Origin of the sequence: Agathobacter sp. LCP21S3_B2 (assembly GCF_052118705.1) — a bacterium.
GTDB lineage: Bacteria > Bacillota > Clostridia > Lachnospirales > Lachnospiraceae > Roseburia.
In genome coordinates this window covers 23,510-40,315 of the sequence record NZ_JBQKGQ010000013.1, presented here as the reverse complement: position 1 = coordinate 40,315, position 16,806 = coordinate 23,510, and the positions used below count along the sequence as shown (strand labels likewise).

The window sequence follows — 16,806 nt, the reverse complement described above, 5'->3', positions numbered from 1 at the left end:
CCTTCTATATCTATCAAAATCCACTCATCGGATTGAAATCAAATGAGATATTAACATGTTTCATTGCCGTATCAGCTTTCACCGCCTGCTCTATGCCATCTTTTATGGAAATGAGCGCCGCATAGTCAGATGTCTTCATGTAAATCACCTTGCGGTATATGTCATTTACCTTGGCGATAGTCGCATCCGCAGGACCGATGAGCTGAATCAGATGCCTATCATCCGGGCTCTGATTTTCATCTGTATGCGATATCATTTGCGAAGCTATATCGTACACTTGCTGTGCCATGCTGCCGCACTCACTCTCATCAGGTGATGTGACATGTACTAAAAGCATATTCCATACAGGTGGATAGTTCATAAGCCTCCTGTACTCTATCTCCTTATCATAAAAAGCCTCATAATCCTGCTCTTTGGCAGTCCGGATGGCATAGTGGTCAGGGTCGTAGGTCTGGATAACCACATTGCCGGGCAGCTTTCCTCTGCCGGCGCGCCCTGCCGCCTGGGTCAGCAGCGCAAATGTGCGCTCCGCCGCATGAAAATCATTCACATGCAGTGACATATCCGCCGCCAGCACACCAACCAGCGTGACATTTGAAAAATCATGCCCCTTTACAATCATCTGCGTACCGATAAGTATATCGGCCTCATGATTGGAAAATGCCTGCAGAATCTTCTCATACGCATCCTTCGCCCTTGTGGTGTCATAATCCATGCGCAGTATGCGCGCCTGTGGAAAACGCTTTGCCACCATCGCTTCTATCTTCTGTGTGCCGGCCTTAAAGCCGCTAATGTACTTCGAGCCACAGCTCGGACACACCTTAGGCACCGGCTGTCTGTAGCCGCAGTAGTGACAGACCATCACTCCGCCGCTATGTTCACTGAGTGATACATCGCAATGAGGACATTTTACCACAAAACCGCACGCTCTGCACGACATAAATGCCGATTTGCCCCTTCTATTTAAAAAAAGCATGGTCTGCTGGCCATTTAGAAGCCTCTCCTCCATAAGCTCCTGAAGCCTGGTGGAAAGAATCGAGCGGTTTCCCTCACGAAGCTCCTGCCTCAAATCGACAACCTCACACTTTGGAAGAGGTCTGTCGTCCACACGCTTATCCAGCTCCAAAAGCCTGTAAACACCTGTCTTTGCCTTGTAATAGCTATCCACCGACGGTGTTGCAGAGCCAAGTACCACAATAGCATCGGACATGCGCGCATACTCTATCGCCACCTCTCTTGCATGATAGCGTGGCACCGACTCGCTCTTGTATGAATTCTCGTGCTCTTCATCTATTATGATAAGTCCTAAATTTGAAAAAGGTGTGAACAGCGCCGACCGCGGGCCAATCATGATATCAATATCACCATTCTTAGCTCTCTCAAACTGGTCATAACGCTCACCATTTGAAAGTCTTGAATTGATTATCGAAACCCTGTTCCCAAATCTGGCAAAAAAACGCATCACGGTCTGGTAAGTGAGGGCAATCTCGGGAATCAGCACAATCGTCTGACGCCCGGACTGTATACAGTGTGCGATAAGCTCCATGTACACCTCTGTCTTGCCGCTTCCGGTGACACCCTTAATCAGATAAGTATTTCTAAGGCCAGCGGCAATGTCGCCTTCTATCGCATCAACCACACTCTGCTGCGCAGCATTCAGTACCTTATCATAGGTGTCCACACTCATATGCTCCACAGGATTTCTGTAGCCGCTCTGTGTGATGACCTCGATAAAGCCGCTCTGCTCAAGCGCTCTTATAGTGGCAGCCGACACCGACAGCTTGCCTGTCACAAAGGAATACTCAAGGCGCGCCCCATCATCAGCATCAATCAGCGCACGGAAAAGCCTGGCCTTTGCCTTTTGTTTTTTTGCCTCGCAAAGCGCAAGCTGCGCCCTTGCCTTTACCTTGTCTATTTTCAGTGCAATACTGCGGCTCACCTGCTCCTTAGCCTGCTTCTTTACAGGTATAACAGTCTTAAGCGCCTGATTCATGGTAGAGCCGTAATTGCGCCGTATCCATGCCGCAAGTGCGATGAGCTTTGCCTCCACAGCCACAGAGTCTGCCTTTATCCCGATAAGAGGCTTTGTCCTTGCCGGGTCGTACTCAGGCTTATCCGTGACCTCAATCACATAGCCTGTGATAGTTCGGCTGCCAAATGGAATATCCACGCACACACCCGGACGGATGTCGCATAAAAGCTCATCCGGGATGCTGTACTGAAATGTCTTATCCAGTTTTTCGTGGGATATATCCACAATCACGTTGGCATACATAACTGATACTATTTAACTCCTTCGTATTTCTCCTCGCAGTACTTGCAGCGGTAGATTTCGTTTTTCTCATCGGAAAGCACGAAAATCTGGTCAAGCTCCTGCTCAATTGAAGTGATGCATCTTGGGTTTTTGCACTTGATGACATTTTTCACCTGATGAGGCAGCTTAAGCTCCATCTTGTCCACAATCTTGTCACCCTTTATCACATTTACAGTGATATTGTGGTCGATAAATCCAAGGATATCGAGGTCTAACGACTCTATCGGACACTCTACCTTGATGATATCCTTCTTGCCCATCTTGCTGCTCTTTGCATTCTTTATGATTGCAACTGTACAGTCGAGCTTGTCAAGCTTTAAATCCCTGTAAATCTGAAGACTCATACCTGCCTTGATATGATCGAGCACAAAGCCCTCATGTATTCCACTAATATTCAGCATATTATCCTCCTTTAGTCCTCAGCCAGTCCAAGCAATGTCAGAATAAGCGCCATACGCACGTAAACCGCATACTGTGCCTGCCTGAAATAGCATGCTCTCGGGTCATCATCCACATCAACAGAAATCTCATTCACACGTGGGAGCGGATGAAGTACAATCATATCATCCTTTGCAAGCTCCATCTTCTCCTTTGTCAGAATGTAGAAATCCTTCAGACGCACATAGTCCTCCTCATTGAAGAAACGCTCCTTCTGGACACGTGTCATGTAGAGCACATCAAGCTCTCCCATGGCATCCTCGAGCTTTTCTACCTCCTTGAACTCGATATTGTTGGCACGAAGCACATCATCACGCACATAGTCAGGCACCTTAAGCTCCTCAGGCGAGATAAGCACAATCCTCACATTGTCATATCTGATGAGTGCATTGATCAGTGAATGCACTGTACGTCCAAACTTTAAATCTCCGCAAAAGCCGATTGTGATATTATTCAATCTGCCCTTGATGGAACGAATTGTAAGGAGATCAGCAAGTGTCTGGGTAGGATGCTGATGACCTCCATCGCCTGCATTGATTACAGGGATACGCGATTTCTCTGAAGCCACAAGCGGTGCACCCTCCTTAGGATGACGCATTGCACAGATATCTGCATAGCAGGAAATAACCCTGATAGTATCTGAAACGCTCTCGCCCTTTGCCGCAGATGACGAATCAGCACTGTGGAAACCTAACACCGAGCCTCCCAAATTAAGCATGGCAGCCTCAAAGCTAAGCCTGGTTCTCGTGCTTGGCTCATAAAAACAGGTTGCAAGCTTCTTTCCATCACACTTGTGTGCATATTTCTCAGGATGAGCCTCTATATCATTTGCAAGATCCAGAAGCTTGTCCAACTCTTCTACAGAAAAATCCAACGGACTCATTAAGTGACGCATAATTTGCCTCCATTCTTTTTCGCGTAACAATTTTTATTACATTTTTTCTATCATATAATAACTTAGCGCAATATTCAAGTTGGCTTTTACACTTTTTTGTTGTAGAATATATGGCAGAATATAACTGTTCTGAACGCTTAGCAATTGTATTGAAGTTTTCATACAATTACAACAATTTCAACATCAAAAAGGAGAATAATATGTCTGTAAATGAATCACAAATCAAAAACACCACAGCCGGCGCAATCGATGATGACGATGCCGTAATCTTTAAGGAGAGAAAGAGACTGCTGTTTCTCGGTCTGCCGTGGACTTTCACAAAATATACCGTCACACCGTCCTTTATCACTGTAGAGTCCGGACTCTTAAGCACCACAGAGGATGACTGCTACATGTATAAGGTAGCTGATGTAAAGCTCACCACATCACTGATGGAGCGCATTTTTAAGCTCGGAACCATAGTCTGCTACACAGGCGACGTCACAAACCCTGAACTTAAGCTCGTTCACATAAAGCACTCACGCGAGATAAAGAGCTATCTGCTCAAGCAGTCTGAGGCCGCAAGACTTAAAAGACGCACCTTAAACACTGTGGATATCGGTGCGCACGGAGCAGACATGGCAGATTTGGATCATGATGGTATTCCGGATTCTATGGAATAATACAGCCGTTGCTGCGCAGCTGATTTTGCTCATATATGTGTGGATCTGAATAGTTACTTATGTCCATAAATAAAAGGGGATGTGAAAAAACTCAATCGAGTTTTTTCACATCCCCTTTTATTTTTCAGGTAACTATTCAGAATAATTCACAGATTAATATACCCGTCCATCATTCTGCAAATAATCAACCCAATAACTTGCACGAATTTCCATCTGTAACATCAGAAAAGCTTGACATCTAGCAGCAGAACATCTGCCAGCAAAAGAATGTGGCTAGCAGACTGCAGCACTCGTTTCCCCTGCTACTAGGGCGTCCGTATATGTCTCCCATATCCGAATACCACGAGCCACCATTTTCAATTATCTGCATAAACTGGCGGTACTGCATGTTGTTTGGCTCAAGCGACACTGCTCGCTGTATGTGTTCTATGGCAGTCGCTGTGTTGCCGAGCTTTTGGTTTGCGACAGCACTGTAGTAGTACCACCTTCCGCGTCTCTCAGCAAAAGGTACCTCCTCAAGCACCTTCAGTGCCTCATTGTAGTAGCCGTTGCTGATGAAATTGCCTGCTGCACGCACCTTTGGATTGTCATCCTGTGCACTGCTGCCTGCATTATTGTAGGTATAGCGGCCATAGAAACCACCAAACGGTCCACCTGCTCCCGGTCCACTACCATATGCTCCACCATAGGAGCTGCCGCCGTATGAGCTGCTGCTTCCCGCACTGCCATATCCACCGGCTCCGGCAGCACCGGACTGCTTTTCTTTCATTATCTGGTCATATGCCTGCTGCACCTGCTTAAACTTCTCCTCAGCCTGATCCTTGTTAGGATTGTTGATATTGGCATCAGGATGATATTTTCTGCTTAAGTTCCTGTAGGCCTTTTTTATTTCATCGTCACTTGCACTGCGGCTGACACCGAGCACCTGATATGGATCTATCATTTATGTTTCTTCCTTTTCTTCATCTGAATATACTCATACTTGCTCCACACACCGGAGTATAGAACATTTCTGATTATATCCGCATGTAAGAGAATTGGCAACCTCTCAAATATTTTTGCTGCCTCTGAAAGCATAGATGTCATCATAAGCCGACAGGATTTGTCAAATTTTTCCTGATCATTATTGCAGCAATGCATGAGCTGTATAAGTGGATTATATGACTTCTTTTTCACATCATCCCCTATGTCCTCATATGCATCCATTATATAAATAAATTTGCCCATGTAGCAGCCAAATTCCTTCAAATCCTTCTGCCACTCATCCTGCTTCCACGCAAAAAGTATGCCGAGCATCTCTCCTGTCAGCCCTGCAACTGCATCAATATTGGTATCATTACTCTTCTCGCACTCTGCAAGCCTTGCAATGTAGTCCTCTATCGCTTTAGCCTGTATCGGATAGCCTTTTTTTGCCTTCTCAAAGTCCTTCTTCAGCATCTCTGCGTATGTCTTCTTCGTCAGGCTTTTATCGTCCTTCCAGTCATCTATCAGATTGTAGTATGCAAGCAGTATGTTCATAGCTGCAGCATACTCTGTAATCTCATTGGTGCGAAGTGTACGCTTCTTCGTAGGGTGCACGCTGCATACAAATCCATCCCGCGTCACACTATCCGGCTCATACAAGCCTGTCAGAAGCACTATGAGAAAAGTCATGTCATAGTTTAGTGCCATCTGTGCACGCCTGCCATACTGCGACTTCATTGTCTGGCACAGCCCGCAATAATAGCTTTGATATATTTTTTTATTTTCCTCGGACAAGGTGTCCTTATTGACAGTTATATATCCAAACATTTCTCTTCTCCATGCTCTTATGTACAGGTATATATATTGACATACTAGCTGCGTCTCACGAACTGCTCCCGGCACTTCGGACAGGTTATACAGATCTTGCCATGTCCTCTTGGCACCCTGACCTCCTGCTTGCACATAGGACACTTGAAGAACTTGTACTGCTTCCTCTGTGCAAAGCGCTTTTTCCTGCGCTCTGCCTTTACGGTCCACTCATACCTGGCATTTAAAAACTTCTGATTCTCTGCATAGCGCTTGTTTACATTCCTTGAAAATACACGAAAATACATATGTATCATCAGTCCTATAGCCAGTATATCAAGTATCGCCGACCTTGTAAATATTGAAGCCACAAGTAATATCATTACTACCCATGACTCAGCCCTTGCAAGCTCGTCCATCCCGTTTCTTCCATTCATAAATCTGATAAATTTTTCTCTCATATTACCGCCTCGCCCTATATTTTCATTATAGCCAAATTCTTACCTCATACAGTGTCCACGCTATGAATTTGAGGTTTTAAATTGCTCTTTACATTATTAAGATAATATTGAAGATAAAAACCGTCAATAGACCTATCGTCTTTTAAGAAACATTTTATATTTCGTTTATTAAAGTTGGTAAAAGGGCTTGATTTTTAGAAAAATGCTTGGTATATTAAATAAATATGCAGGACAGGTGATCGCGGCTGCAGGTGTCGAAAGACCGCAGGTGAGGAAAGTCCGGGCTTCATAGGGCAGGATGCCGGTTAACGGCCGGTGGAGGAAACTCTAAGGACAGTGCAACAGAAATATACCGCCACTTTTGTGGTAAGGGTGGAATGGCAGTGTAAGAGACTACCGCCTCACTGGTAACAGGGAGGGCACATGTAAACCCCATCCGAAGCAAGACCGAAACAAAGCTTTGACGTGGCCCGCCAGCTTTAGGTAGGTCGCTTGAGGCGTCTGGCAACAGGCGTCCTAGATAGATGATCACTCAACGACATAACCCGGCTTATCGTCCTGCGTATTTTAATAATCTAAAGCCTATTGGCGTTTCGTAAAATAACTTATTAGTAACGTGCGCCGCAAGGTGCACCATTAAAAATGCAACTGAGATATCTCAGTTGCATTTTGTTATTTCCCGGTAACTACCATTTGCTGTTGTATGTAATATATTATACTGGTAACTATCACTTGCTGTTGTATGTAATAAAGTCTACCGCCATCTCTATCTGCTCCTCGAAAGCCACATCAGGTGTACCGTCTCCCTTTTGCAGACCATAGCTTCCAAAATAGGAATGGCACCCGCCATCAATGACATACTCATATGTATCCTCCGGCAGGTTTGAGCGGTATTTGCGGTATTTGTCCATATCAAGCACACCATCCTCTGAGCCATACACACTAAAAACCCTCAGATCTGAATCCGACAGGTCAGCGGTAGAATATGCTGCAAAAAGATATAGTCCATCAAACTCATCTGCATGCTTTGACACATATTCTGCAGCCATGGCTCCGCCTAAGGAGTGGCCTCCCATGTACCATTCCTGTATGGATGGGTATATTTCCTTGTATTTTTCAATGATACCGTCAGCTGCATTCTGGTCCAATACTGCGAGGTTGCCCGGCATATGTACAAGTATGCACACGAAATTATTCTTTGCAAGCTCATGCATCAGCGGCGCATACGCCGTATACTGCACCCTGCCTCCCAGGTAAAAAATCAATGCCTTTGTGGCTTTTTCCTTATCCTGCGGTGCAAAGGTTATCGTATAATTCTTAAGCTTTAAGTCGTACTGGGTGGCCTGTATACGCTTGTCCTTCTTTTCTATGGTAACAGAAATCTCTCTGTCTGAATCGATTGCAGCCTCCGCAATTGAATCTGCACGATAATAATTTCCCACATAACAATTTACGGCAATACCGCCAATAGCCATGACTGCAATTGCCACAAGCAGTATTCTATACACAGCCGGAATGCGTGATTTTTTAGTTTTAAACATTAAAGCAGCTTCCTCCTACAAACTCACGAAGCAGTGAATTGTTTGGTATGCCATCAGCCGGCATCGGAAGGAAGTAGTCTAAGAGCTTAAGCAGCCTCTTTGCCTCGAGATACTCCGGGCAGTCTCTTTCTATGCCAAAAAGCAACGGCTCCGCATACACCTTGAGTACCGCAAGCTCATACACAAGTGCAGAGTTAAACATCACATCCGCCTGTTCCTGGAAAGGAAAGATATTCTCCCTTTCACCCTTTCTGACAGACGGCCACATAGCGATGGTCTCCATGGCATTGGTACCTCGTGTGCGCGCATCACGCACAATCCGGCGTATCAGTCTTTCATCTGTGGTGGAAAGAGGATTGTGCTCGTCAATATTGAGCTGTGTAAGCGCTGAGATATAGATTTTGAACTTGTGCTCAGGCGGGATAAGCTGTGAAAGCCTGTCATTTAGGCCGTGAATACCCTCAATAACAAGTATATCATCAGGGCCAAGCATCAGCTTTCTTCCGCGGTACTCTCTCTTTCCTGTCTTGAAATTGAAGGAAGGCATATCAACAGCCTCTCCTTTAAGAAGCCTGTTCATATCCTCATTGAACAGCTTTACATCAATAGATTCAAGGCACTCAAAATCAAAGCTTCCGTCCGGATTCTTCGGGCAAAACTCCCTGTCCACATAGTAGTCATCCAGACTTAACGGATGTGGCTTTCTGCCCTTTGCGATAAGCTGGATTGACAGTCTGTTGGCAAACGATGTCTTGCCTGATGATGAAGGACCTGCTATCATGACAAATTTCTTTTTGTCATCCGAAGCAATCTGCGCTGCAAGATTTCCTATCTTCTGCTCCATCAGTGCCTCCTGAAGCAGCATGATTTCCTGTCCCCTGCCTGCTGCAATCGCATCATTTAGTGAGCCTATCGTGCCTATTCCAAGCATCTTGCTCCATTCCCTGGAATCATCCAGCGTGTGAAACAGCTTATTTGATGTCACAAGCGGCTCAACACTGCTGCTGTGAGCACCCGGAAAAAGAAGCACAAAGCCACTCTCATACGGCACTATATCAAAATATTTGAGCATGCCTGTCGAAGGTGCCATAAATCCGTAGAAATAATCCACCACACCATCCAGCTCATAGAGATTGACTCTGGAGCTTCTCCTGTAGTGCAATAACCTCTCCTTATCATGCAGCCCTTTTTCCTTGAAAAGCTGCTCCGCATACTGTGTTTTTGCACTGTGCTTGATAATCGTGAGGTCTTTTTCCACAAATGAGTACATGCTGCATACTATCCTGTCGATATCATGCTCTGTCACGCTTTTCACACTGTTTTCTCTGCTGCCTTGTAAGTCTGTATCTTCATTATATTTTTCCTGTTGGCTGTCCGCACACTCTACCGCTTTCTCAAGCTGACAATAATAGCCTTCTCCGAGCGAATGCATCACATGAAGCTGTGTCATGCTGCCATATACATCGTATATAGCCCTCTGCAAAAGCAGCACAACACTTCTTCTGTATGTACGCCTGCCATCCCTGTCAGCTGTCGTCACAAAGCTAAGCTCACAGTCACTTTTTATTTGCTTATTCAGTTCACGAAGCCTGCCGTTTACAATTCCAAGGATTATGTCATCCTCATAATAATCCTTGACTCTGTCTGCTACGGCTTCTAAAGTATCACTTTCTGATGCTGTCACTGCCATGACCTGTCCATCCGGCAAGGTCACCTTCACACTATATTCCTGCATTTCTTATTGCCCCCATAGTCGAATATGCTGCCTCATTGTATGCCATCATCTCGTTTATCTGCTCGATTCTGTCCATGATGGAATCACTCATCTCCTGTGTCCTTAGCTGCTGCATGATGGCAGCCAGCTTGTGGTGTTCCCTGACAAGGAACTTTCTAAGCACCGGATTGCCGTTTTTGATAAGTACCGGTCCGTACAAATCGCATACAGTAACCGTCGTCTCGTCCATATTGTCCCATGCGGAATTGTCCGCACACGGCACACATCTGAACATCGGATAGTATTTTCCGTCCTCCAAAATCATATCCTCATCAACTATCTTATATCCTGTGTTCCTTACATATTCACGGACTTTGCTCACTTCCGACTGTGGCTGCAGAATCAGCTCCTTTGCCGACCTGCACACTGTCTCCCCTGCGGTTAAAATGTGAATAACAAGCTCTCCTCCCATTCCTGCTATGACAATAGAGTCAACCTCTCCGTCGTGTATCGCTTCAAGCCCATTGGAAAACCTTGTGGTAATCTGCTCTGTCAGACCGTTTGCCCTTATATGCTCATTGGCGCGCTCAAGCGGTCCCTTATTTATATCAACAGCAATTGCCTTCGGTATTATATTCCCCTGCACCAGGGCAATAGGCACATAGCCATGGTCGGTTCCCACATCACACAGCGTGTAGCCGGCCGTGACCATTGATGCCACTGCCTTCATTCTTCTGGATAGCCTAATCATCTTACTCTAAGTAGTCCTTAAGCTTTCTACTTCTGCTTGGATGACGAAGCTTTCTTAGCGCCTTTGCCTCAATCTGGCGGATACGCTCACGAGTGACGTTGAACTCCTTACCTACTTCTTCAAGTGTTCTGGCTCTGCCGTCCTCTAAGCCAAAGCGGAGTGTGAGTACCTTCTGCTCTCTCTCTGTAAGAGTGCCAAGCACCTCCTCAAGCTGTTCCTTAAGAAGTGTGAATGCTGCCGCATCAGCAGGAACCGGTACATTATCATCCTTGATGAAATCACCAAGATGTGAATCCTCCTCCTCACCGATTGGAGTCTCAAGTGAAACAGGCTCCTGCGATATCTTGAGTATCTCACGCACACGCTCTACCGGCATGTTCATCTCCTTGGCAATTTCCTCTGGTGAAGGCTCTCTGCCAAGCTCCTGAAGGAGCTGTCTTGACACACGGATGAGCTTGTTGATTGTCTCAACCATATGCACAGGGATACGGATTGTTCTGGCCTGATCAGCTATGGCTCTTGTGATAGCCTGGCGAATCCACCATGTGGCATATGTAGAGAATTTGTAGCCCTTCTTGTAGTCGAACTTCTCAACTGCCTTGATAAGACCTAAGTTTCCCTCCTGAATCAGGTCAAGGAAAAGCATTCCTCTTCCCACATATCTCTTTGCAATGCTGACAACAAGACGCAGGTTTGCTTCTGCAAGACGCTTTTTGGCATCCGCTCCCTTGTCCACATCCCTCTGCAGTGTCTTTATTTCTGCCTTTATCTCAGCCTTTTCCTCTTCCGATGCACCATCAAGGCGGCCCTTTAGTACATTAATCTTCTCGGTTGCTACCGCTCCGTCCTCCATATTCTGGGCGAGCTCAATCTCCTCATCTGCAGAGAGAAGAGGTACCTTACCTATTTCCTTAAGATACATACGGACAGGATCCTCGACGCTGACTCCCTCCGGTACTGAGAGATCAATCTTTTCAACCTCTACCTCATCCTCATCATCGAGTATGATATCATCATCCACGTCATCATCATTGCTGATTTTAAGCACGTCTATGCCGTTTTGCTCAAGATAATCTATTACCATCTCAAACTTCTCCGGATCCAGATTTAAGTCCTTGAAAAAATCTGCAATTTCCTCATATTCGAGCATATTCTTTTTCTTTTTTCCAAGCTCAAGAATCTCAATAAGCTTCTGCTGGAATTTCAGTCTCTGCTCCTGCTCCTGTGCCATGTCTTTTTGTTCCTTTTTCTTTGCCATTTTATTTTCCTCTTTATTCTGGTATTTTTTGCAATTCTTCGAGTGCACGCTTATCCTCAATAATCCTCATCATGCCCTCCATATCTGTAGGTGCCAGATGCTTTGAACGGTAGTCTATGCTGTTTTGCTTGATACGGACAACGGTTTCCCTTAGTGCGGTTGCCTTGTCATTTTTGCCCTCCACCTGATGGATTGTGGCATTGAAAAGCCCTGCCACCTCACGCTGTTCGTCCTCATCAGTAAACATGCTTACTATCCTGGCTGGATTTACTGTATGCGTGGTCTCATACTGTGAAAAAACCTCCTTAGCCACCTTGTGGTACAGCTCTTCGGTAAAGTCATCTGCACTGATAAGCCCCTTTATCCTGTCAAAAAGTGAATTATCCTCTATGAGCCATGTGAGGAGAAGCTTCTGCGACTGCTTCATGCCATCCTCCTTTTTATTTTTCTCATTGATTCCACTTTTAAGTTTGGTCTGTGGCTTTACGATACCGCCCTTCATTGCCATACTGTTTACGAGCTTTCTTAAGTCGTCGTATGGTATGCTGTACTCTCTGGACACTGCCTGCGTATAGTTTGTCCGCTCAAGCTCCTCGGTAAAACCAAGCAGCTTCTTTGCGATTTCATTATAAAATGCGGTTTTCGACTCGGGATCGTCCATATCATAGCCTGCCTGCATGATCCGTATCTGAAACATAAAGCTGTTTTCAGCCTTTTTGATACGCTCCTCATACTCCTGTGCGCCAAGCGCCTTGATAAACTCATCCGGGTCCTTGTACGGCCGCATGTTAATGACCTTTGTTGTGATGCCTACCTCCTTGAGTATCGGAATCGCACGCAGCGCTGCCTTTACCCCGGCGCCATCACTGTCATATGTCAGATATACCTCATTGGTGTATCTCTTTAATAGTGAGGCATGTCCGCTCGTGAGCGCCGTGCCAAGCGACGCCACCGCATTGTCAAAACCCGCCTGATGCAGTGCTATGACATCCATGTAGCCCTCACACAAAAGGAGCTGGTTTTTCCTCGTGCTCCTTGCTATATTAAGTCCGTAAAGATTACGGCTCTTATCAAATATCTTTGTCTCCGGAGAGTTTAAATACTTTGGCTCTCCGTCCCCCATCACTCGGCCTCCAAAGCCTATGACACGGTTGTGCACATCCATAATCGGAAACATCGCACGATTCCAGAACTTATCGTGCCCGCCTCTGACCTCATCTATCGTCACAAGACCTGTCTCCTTAAGTATCTCATCATCATAGCCCTTGCTGCGCAGATACTTGTACAGATCATCACTGTACTGGTCCGAGTAACCAAGCCCGAACTTCTGCATTGTCTCATCGGACAGCTCTCTCTTTTTGAAATACTCATGTGCCTTCTGTCCTCTCGGTCCACGAAGCAGCATATAAAAATACTTTGCAGCCTCTTTATTTATCTCAAGCAGCTGTGTGCGCCTGTCTGCTTCTCTCCTTTGTGCTGATGTCATCTCCTGCTTGGGAAGCTCAATTCCCACACGGTCTGCAAGCTCCTGCATGGCCTCTGGGAAGGTAAAGTTCTCATACTGCATGAGAAATGTAAATACATTTCCTCCGGCTCCACAGCCGAAGCAATAGTACATCTGCTTATTCGGTGAGACTGAAAAGGATCCTGTCTTTTCGTTATGGAATGGGCATAATCCAAAATAGGTACTTCCCTTTTTCTGAAGATGCACGTAGCTTCCTATAACATCGACTATGTCATTTCGCGAACGTACCTCCTCTATAAGCTCGTCAGAGTAGTACGGCATTTTATCATCCCCTTACTGTTCATCTTTGTTGTCATTTGTGTCGCCCGGCGAGCGCGTCTGCAGTGCGGCACTTAGCTCTTACAACCGGCTAACGCTACGCTGCCAAGAGTCTGTACGAATTATGCCTGCAGTTTTTCTATGCTTGACGAAACCGTCGATACTCGCCATCCATGGCTCGATATCTCCTTGCCCCAGCTTCCATGCCGGTGCATTTCTGTGCTTCATGTGCATAATTCTACAGTCTCTAAGCAGCTTCGCTAGTCGCCTCTGCAAGAGCTAAGTGCCGCACTGCAGACGCGCTCACCAGGCGGTTTTTACAGAATTATAAATAATCTCAGTAACCATCGATTTCCCATGCTACCGGTACGAAATACTCGTGGAACTTCGTGGTGGCATACTGGTCTGTCATACCTGATATATAGTCGCATATGATGCGCCCCTTGTCATCACCCTGCCCTAGCATGACGAGATACTTCTGCGGCAGCTCCTCTATATGCTCCATATAATAGAAATAAAGCTGCTTGAGCATCGCCTTGGCCTTTTTCTCCTCGCTTTTTGCGACTGGATTGTTGTAGAGGTTTGCGAACATGAATTTACGCAAATCCTGCATTGCCTGCGCGGACTCTTTTGACATGCATATATCGTCCTTTCCCATGCTGTTTGTGATGATATTGTGCACCATATGATTGAGCCTGGCCTTGGTGCTGTGTCCAAGCGTGTTTCTTATCTCAAGCGGTATATCATCCTCGCACAGAAGCTGTGCGCGGATTGCATCATCAAAGTCTGAATTTATGTAGGCTATCTTGTCTGAAAGCCTGACTATTTTGCCCTCTAAAGTGTGAGGCATGAGCGAGGTCTGGTGATTTAGCATACCATCTCTGACCTCCCAGGTCAGATTGAGTCCTGCTCCGTCCTTTTCGAGCTTCTCCACTATGCGCACACTCTGCTCATTATGCTTAAAGCCACCCTCGTATATCTCATTGAGGATGCGCTCACCCGCATGTCCAAACGGTGTATGCCCCAGGTCGTGCCCCAGCGCTATAGCCTCCACCAGATCCTCATTCAGTCTCAGTGCCTTGGCTATTGTCCTGGCATTCTGCGACACCTCAAGCGTATGCGACATACGTGTGCGGTAATGGTCGCCCTTTGGCGTAAGAAACACCTGTGTCTTATTTTTCAGACGCCTGAATGCCTTGCTATGCAGTATCCGGTCCCTGTCCCGCTGAAAAACAGGCCTGATATCGCACTGCGGCTCATCATAGTCCCTGCCTCTTGAGTTGATGCTCAGGCATGCGAACGGACTAAGTATTTCCTGCTCACGTTTTTCTATCTGCTCGCGAATAGTCATTTATCTGCCTCCTCGCTGTCACAGTCGTTATGTTCTGCTGCTATTCACACACAAATGTAACAAATAGCGTTACATTCCACTAATAGTGCTCTACACTAGTTATTATTCGACGTGATTTTTAAAAATCCTTTTTTTATTTCTTTTTACTTTAATTTTCTTTCGGCAAAAATTAAATGCTATATCAATTACCGCCGAGCACATGGCGCAGCATCTGAAGCTGTCCGCCTGTGATTTCATTGTCGTAGCTTCCATAGTAAAATTTATCGTCTTTTGCCAGTATGCAGCCCACCCAAGTGCCCACATGACTGTCACTCTCTACGGCATCCTTCATGGATTTGTAGCCTTCTATTGTAAAATAGGCATCATAGCCCTTGAAGTCTGCCGGATTTATTTTCACTGCACCAAAGGTATCCTCAAGACTTTTTATGAAATCCTCATCGCACTCCGTATAGCCTGTGACATCCTTGCTGTAGCGCGACTCTGACTGCCACTCCTCATCCCACATGAGAAAAACGCTGCAGTCCTTCCATGAATTGCTTTTTTCAACTACAGACAGCTTCTTGTATGAATTTGATGCGTTGCCCGCCATCTGTAAATATGTATCGTCACCGTTCTTATTCATATATAAGATGTTTGATGCTGCAAACTCATAGTACCTGCTGCTATAGTCCTGATCCTTGTATACAATATAGCCAAGCGGACTGCCAGTCCCTGCATAGTCAAGCTCTATGTTTATCGGAATATACACCTGACTGTCATAAACCATAGGCCCAAGCCTGTCATCATTTGTGATACAGCTTGCGACCTTTTCATACTCAGCCGGCTCGTTTGAAGGCGACATAAAATATGTGTAAACAACAATAATTGCAATGACAACGACCGGCACAATGACTATTACAGCTTTTAATGTTTTCCTTCGGACCCTGCGTCTGTGAATGCGCACTTTCCTGTCTGCATGCTCATCGCAATACCTGTATTTCACCAGTCTGTATACAACGAAAAGCTCCAGCACAAGCAAAAGCACAGCAAAGGCCATCATACAGCCGGCCTGCCACATCACCTTGTGATTGACAAATTTCTTATCTATAAACCTAAGCGGTATGAGTATTATCGTCCAAAAAAGTGTAGTTCCCAACGCATACCGTGCATATATTTTCCTGCTTTTTATTACGGTAAGCGGAAAAAGTGAAACAATCACTGTCAGCATGAGCACAATTGCAAAAAAATATCCCCATATCTCTGACAGGGTTGAGCCGTACAGTGCCTTGAAATACTGCGCCGGACCAAGCTTTTTGATATTGCCCCAGCCTGAGTATTTTGAGATAAAGAGCACTACCGTGCCGATAAACCATGTCAGTATATAGATGCCCATGTAGCATGCCATATTTTTCCTTGCAAAGCTGCCATATCTCATAACGGAATATGACACAATCCCCCCTGCAAGCACAGGAAATCCACCCACTCTGCCAATCAAAAGATTTACATACTCCATAACAGCAAAGGACAAAACAAACACACATATTACATTAATATAAGATAGATTCAATCTCTTCACGCTGCAATCCCATCTCCAATATAATAATCAAATTCCTGTGACAGCTGTACCCCTCAGTGTGGCAGGCAACGGTTATAGACCATTAATAGCCAATAGGCTTTCAAAATTATCTGCACAAAATAAAATAGGAAGTCGTTCACCGACTTCCCTGTTAATGCAGGAGATGGGACTTGAACCCACACGATATTGCTACCACAGGCACCTGAAGCCTGCGCGTCTGCCAATTCCGCCACTCCTGCGAACAAGCATTATTCTACCAAAAAGTTTAGAATAATGCAAGCAAAATTTTTAAAAACTATACGAAAAATATAAA

Annotated in this window: 14 protein-coding genes, 1 tRNA gene and 1 other RNA gene; 2 read left to right on the top strand and 14 right to left on the bottom strand. The window is 45.5% G+C overall.

The window, feature by feature from the left end:
• Positions 1–13: 13 nt before the first annotated feature.
• The 3 genes from priA to pyrB are packed head-to-tail and all read right to left on the bottom strand — an operon-like array spanning position 14 to position 3,647.
• Entirely contained in the window at positions 14–2,275 is a 2,262-nt protein-coding gene (priA, locus tag ACTQ1L_RS10455; RefSeq protein ID WP_441367022.1) for a replication restart helicase PriA, read from the bottom strand.
• A gap of 8 nt (positions 2,276–2,283) precedes the next feature.
• On the bottom strand, positions 2,284–2,715 hold the full coding sequence (locus ACTQ1L_RS10450) for an aspartate carbamoyltransferase regulatory subunit (protein ID WP_012743176.1): 432 nt from the start codon (positions 2,713–2,715) through the stop codon (positions 2,284–2,286).
• A gap of 11 nt (positions 2,716–2,726) precedes the next feature.
• Positions 2,727–3,647: an aspartate carbamoyltransferase gene (pyrB, locus tag ACTQ1L_RS10445; protein WP_321110316.1), complete on the bottom strand. Its 921-nt coding sequence runs from the start codon at positions 3,645–3,647 to the stop codon at positions 2,727–2,729.
• A gap of 200 nt (positions 3,648–3,847) precedes the next feature.
• On the opposite strand from pyrB, the gene ACTQ1L_RS10440 reads away from it, so the two are divergent.
• The gene (locus ACTQ1L_RS10440; protein ID WP_321110315.1) at positions 3,848–4,309 is read left to right on the top strand and encodes a PH domain-containing protein; all 462 of its coding nucleotides are present in this window, start codon (positions 3,848–3,850) and stop codon (positions 4,307–4,309) included.
• 238 nt (positions 4,310–4,547) lie between these two features.
• Here ACTQ1L_RS10440 and ACTQ1L_RS10435 read toward each other — a convergent pair whose 3' ends face one another.
• Genes ACTQ1L_RS10435 through ACTQ1L_RS10425 form a run of 3 tightly spaced genes read right to left on the bottom strand, consistent with a single transcriptional unit; the run spans position 4,548 to position 6,540 of the window.
• The gene (locus tag ACTQ1L_RS10435; protein WP_441367019.1) at positions 4,548–5,252 is read right to left on the bottom strand and encodes a DnaJ domain-containing protein; all 705 of its coding nucleotides are present in this window, start codon (positions 5,250–5,252) and stop codon (positions 4,548–4,550) included.
• Positions 5,249–6,100: a DUF5685 family protein gene (locus tag ACTQ1L_RS10430; protein ID WP_015517425.1), complete on the bottom strand. Its 852-nt coding sequence runs from the start codon at positions 6,098–6,100 to the stop codon at positions 5,249–5,251. Before ACTQ1L_RS10430 ends, ACTQ1L_RS10435 begins: the two co-directional genes overlap by 4 nt.
• Before the next feature lie 44 nt (positions 6,101–6,144).
• Positions 6,145–6,540, bottom strand: a complete 396-nt coding sequence (locus ACTQ1L_RS10425) for a hypothetical protein (protein ID WP_321110313.1) — start codon at positions 6,538–6,540, stop codon at positions 6,145–6,147.
• A gap of 223 nt (positions 6,541–6,763) precedes the next feature.
• On the opposite strand from ACTQ1L_RS10425, the gene rnpB reads away from it, so the two are divergent.
• Positions 6,764–7,109: RNase P RNA component class A (gene rnpB / locus ACTQ1L_RS10420), an RNA gene on the top strand.
• 159 nt (positions 7,110–7,268) lie between these two features.
• Here the strand turns inward: rnpB and ACTQ1L_RS10415 are convergent.
• The 8 genes from ACTQ1L_RS10415 to ACTQ1L_RS10380 all read right to left on the bottom strand — a co-directional run bounded on the left by ACTQ1L_RS10415 (position 7,269) and on the right by ACTQ1L_RS10380 (position 16,732).
• Positions 7,269–8,081: an alpha/beta hydrolase gene (locus ACTQ1L_RS10415; RefSeq protein WP_441367016.1), complete on the bottom strand. Its 813-nt coding sequence runs from the start codon at positions 8,079–8,081 to the stop codon at positions 7,269–7,271.
• Complete coding sequence (locus ACTQ1L_RS10410) at positions 8,074–9,816, bottom strand: nucleoside kinase (protein WP_441367015.1); 1,743 nt, start codon at positions 9,814–9,816, stop codon at positions 8,074–8,076. Before ACTQ1L_RS10410 ends, ACTQ1L_RS10415 begins: the two co-directional genes overlap by 8 nt.
• Entirely contained in the window at positions 9,803–10,546 is a 744-nt protein-coding gene (locus ACTQ1L_RS10405) for a tRNA (adenine(22)-N(1))-methyltransferase (RefSeq protein WP_441367013.1), read from the bottom strand. Before ACTQ1L_RS10405 ends, ACTQ1L_RS10410 begins: the two co-directional genes overlap by 14 nt.
• 1 nt (position 10,547) lies before the next feature.
• Positions 10,548–11,804, bottom strand: a complete 1,257-nt coding sequence (gene rpoD / locus ACTQ1L_RS10400) for an RNA polymerase sigma factor RpoD (RefSeq protein ID WP_321110310.1) — start codon at positions 11,802–11,804, stop codon at positions 10,548–10,550.
• 13 nt (positions 11,805–11,817) lie between these two features.
• A complete protein-coding gene (gene dnaG, locus ACTQ1L_RS10395; RefSeq protein WP_321110309.1) occupies positions 11,818–13,590 on the bottom strand; it encodes a DNA primase in 1,773 nt (590 codons plus the stop codon).
• 334 nt (positions 13,591–13,924) lie between these two features.
• Positions 13,925–14,938 carry a deoxyguanosinetriphosphate triphosphohydrolase gene (locus tag ACTQ1L_RS10390; protein ID WP_321110308.1) on the bottom strand — a complete coding sequence of 338 codons (1,014 nt, stop codon included), beginning with the start codon at positions 14,936–14,938 and terminating at the stop codon, positions 13,925–13,927.
• 181 nt (positions 14,939–15,119) lie between these two features.
• A complete protein-coding gene (locus ACTQ1L_RS10385; RefSeq protein WP_441367012.1) occupies positions 15,120–16,493 on the bottom strand; it encodes a hypothetical protein in 1,374 nt (457 codons plus the stop codon).
• A gap of 155 nt (positions 16,494–16,648) precedes the next feature.
• Positions 16,649–16,732 (bottom strand) — tRNA-Leu (locus ACTQ1L_RS10380).
• Positions 16,733–16,806: the final 74 nt, after the last annotated feature.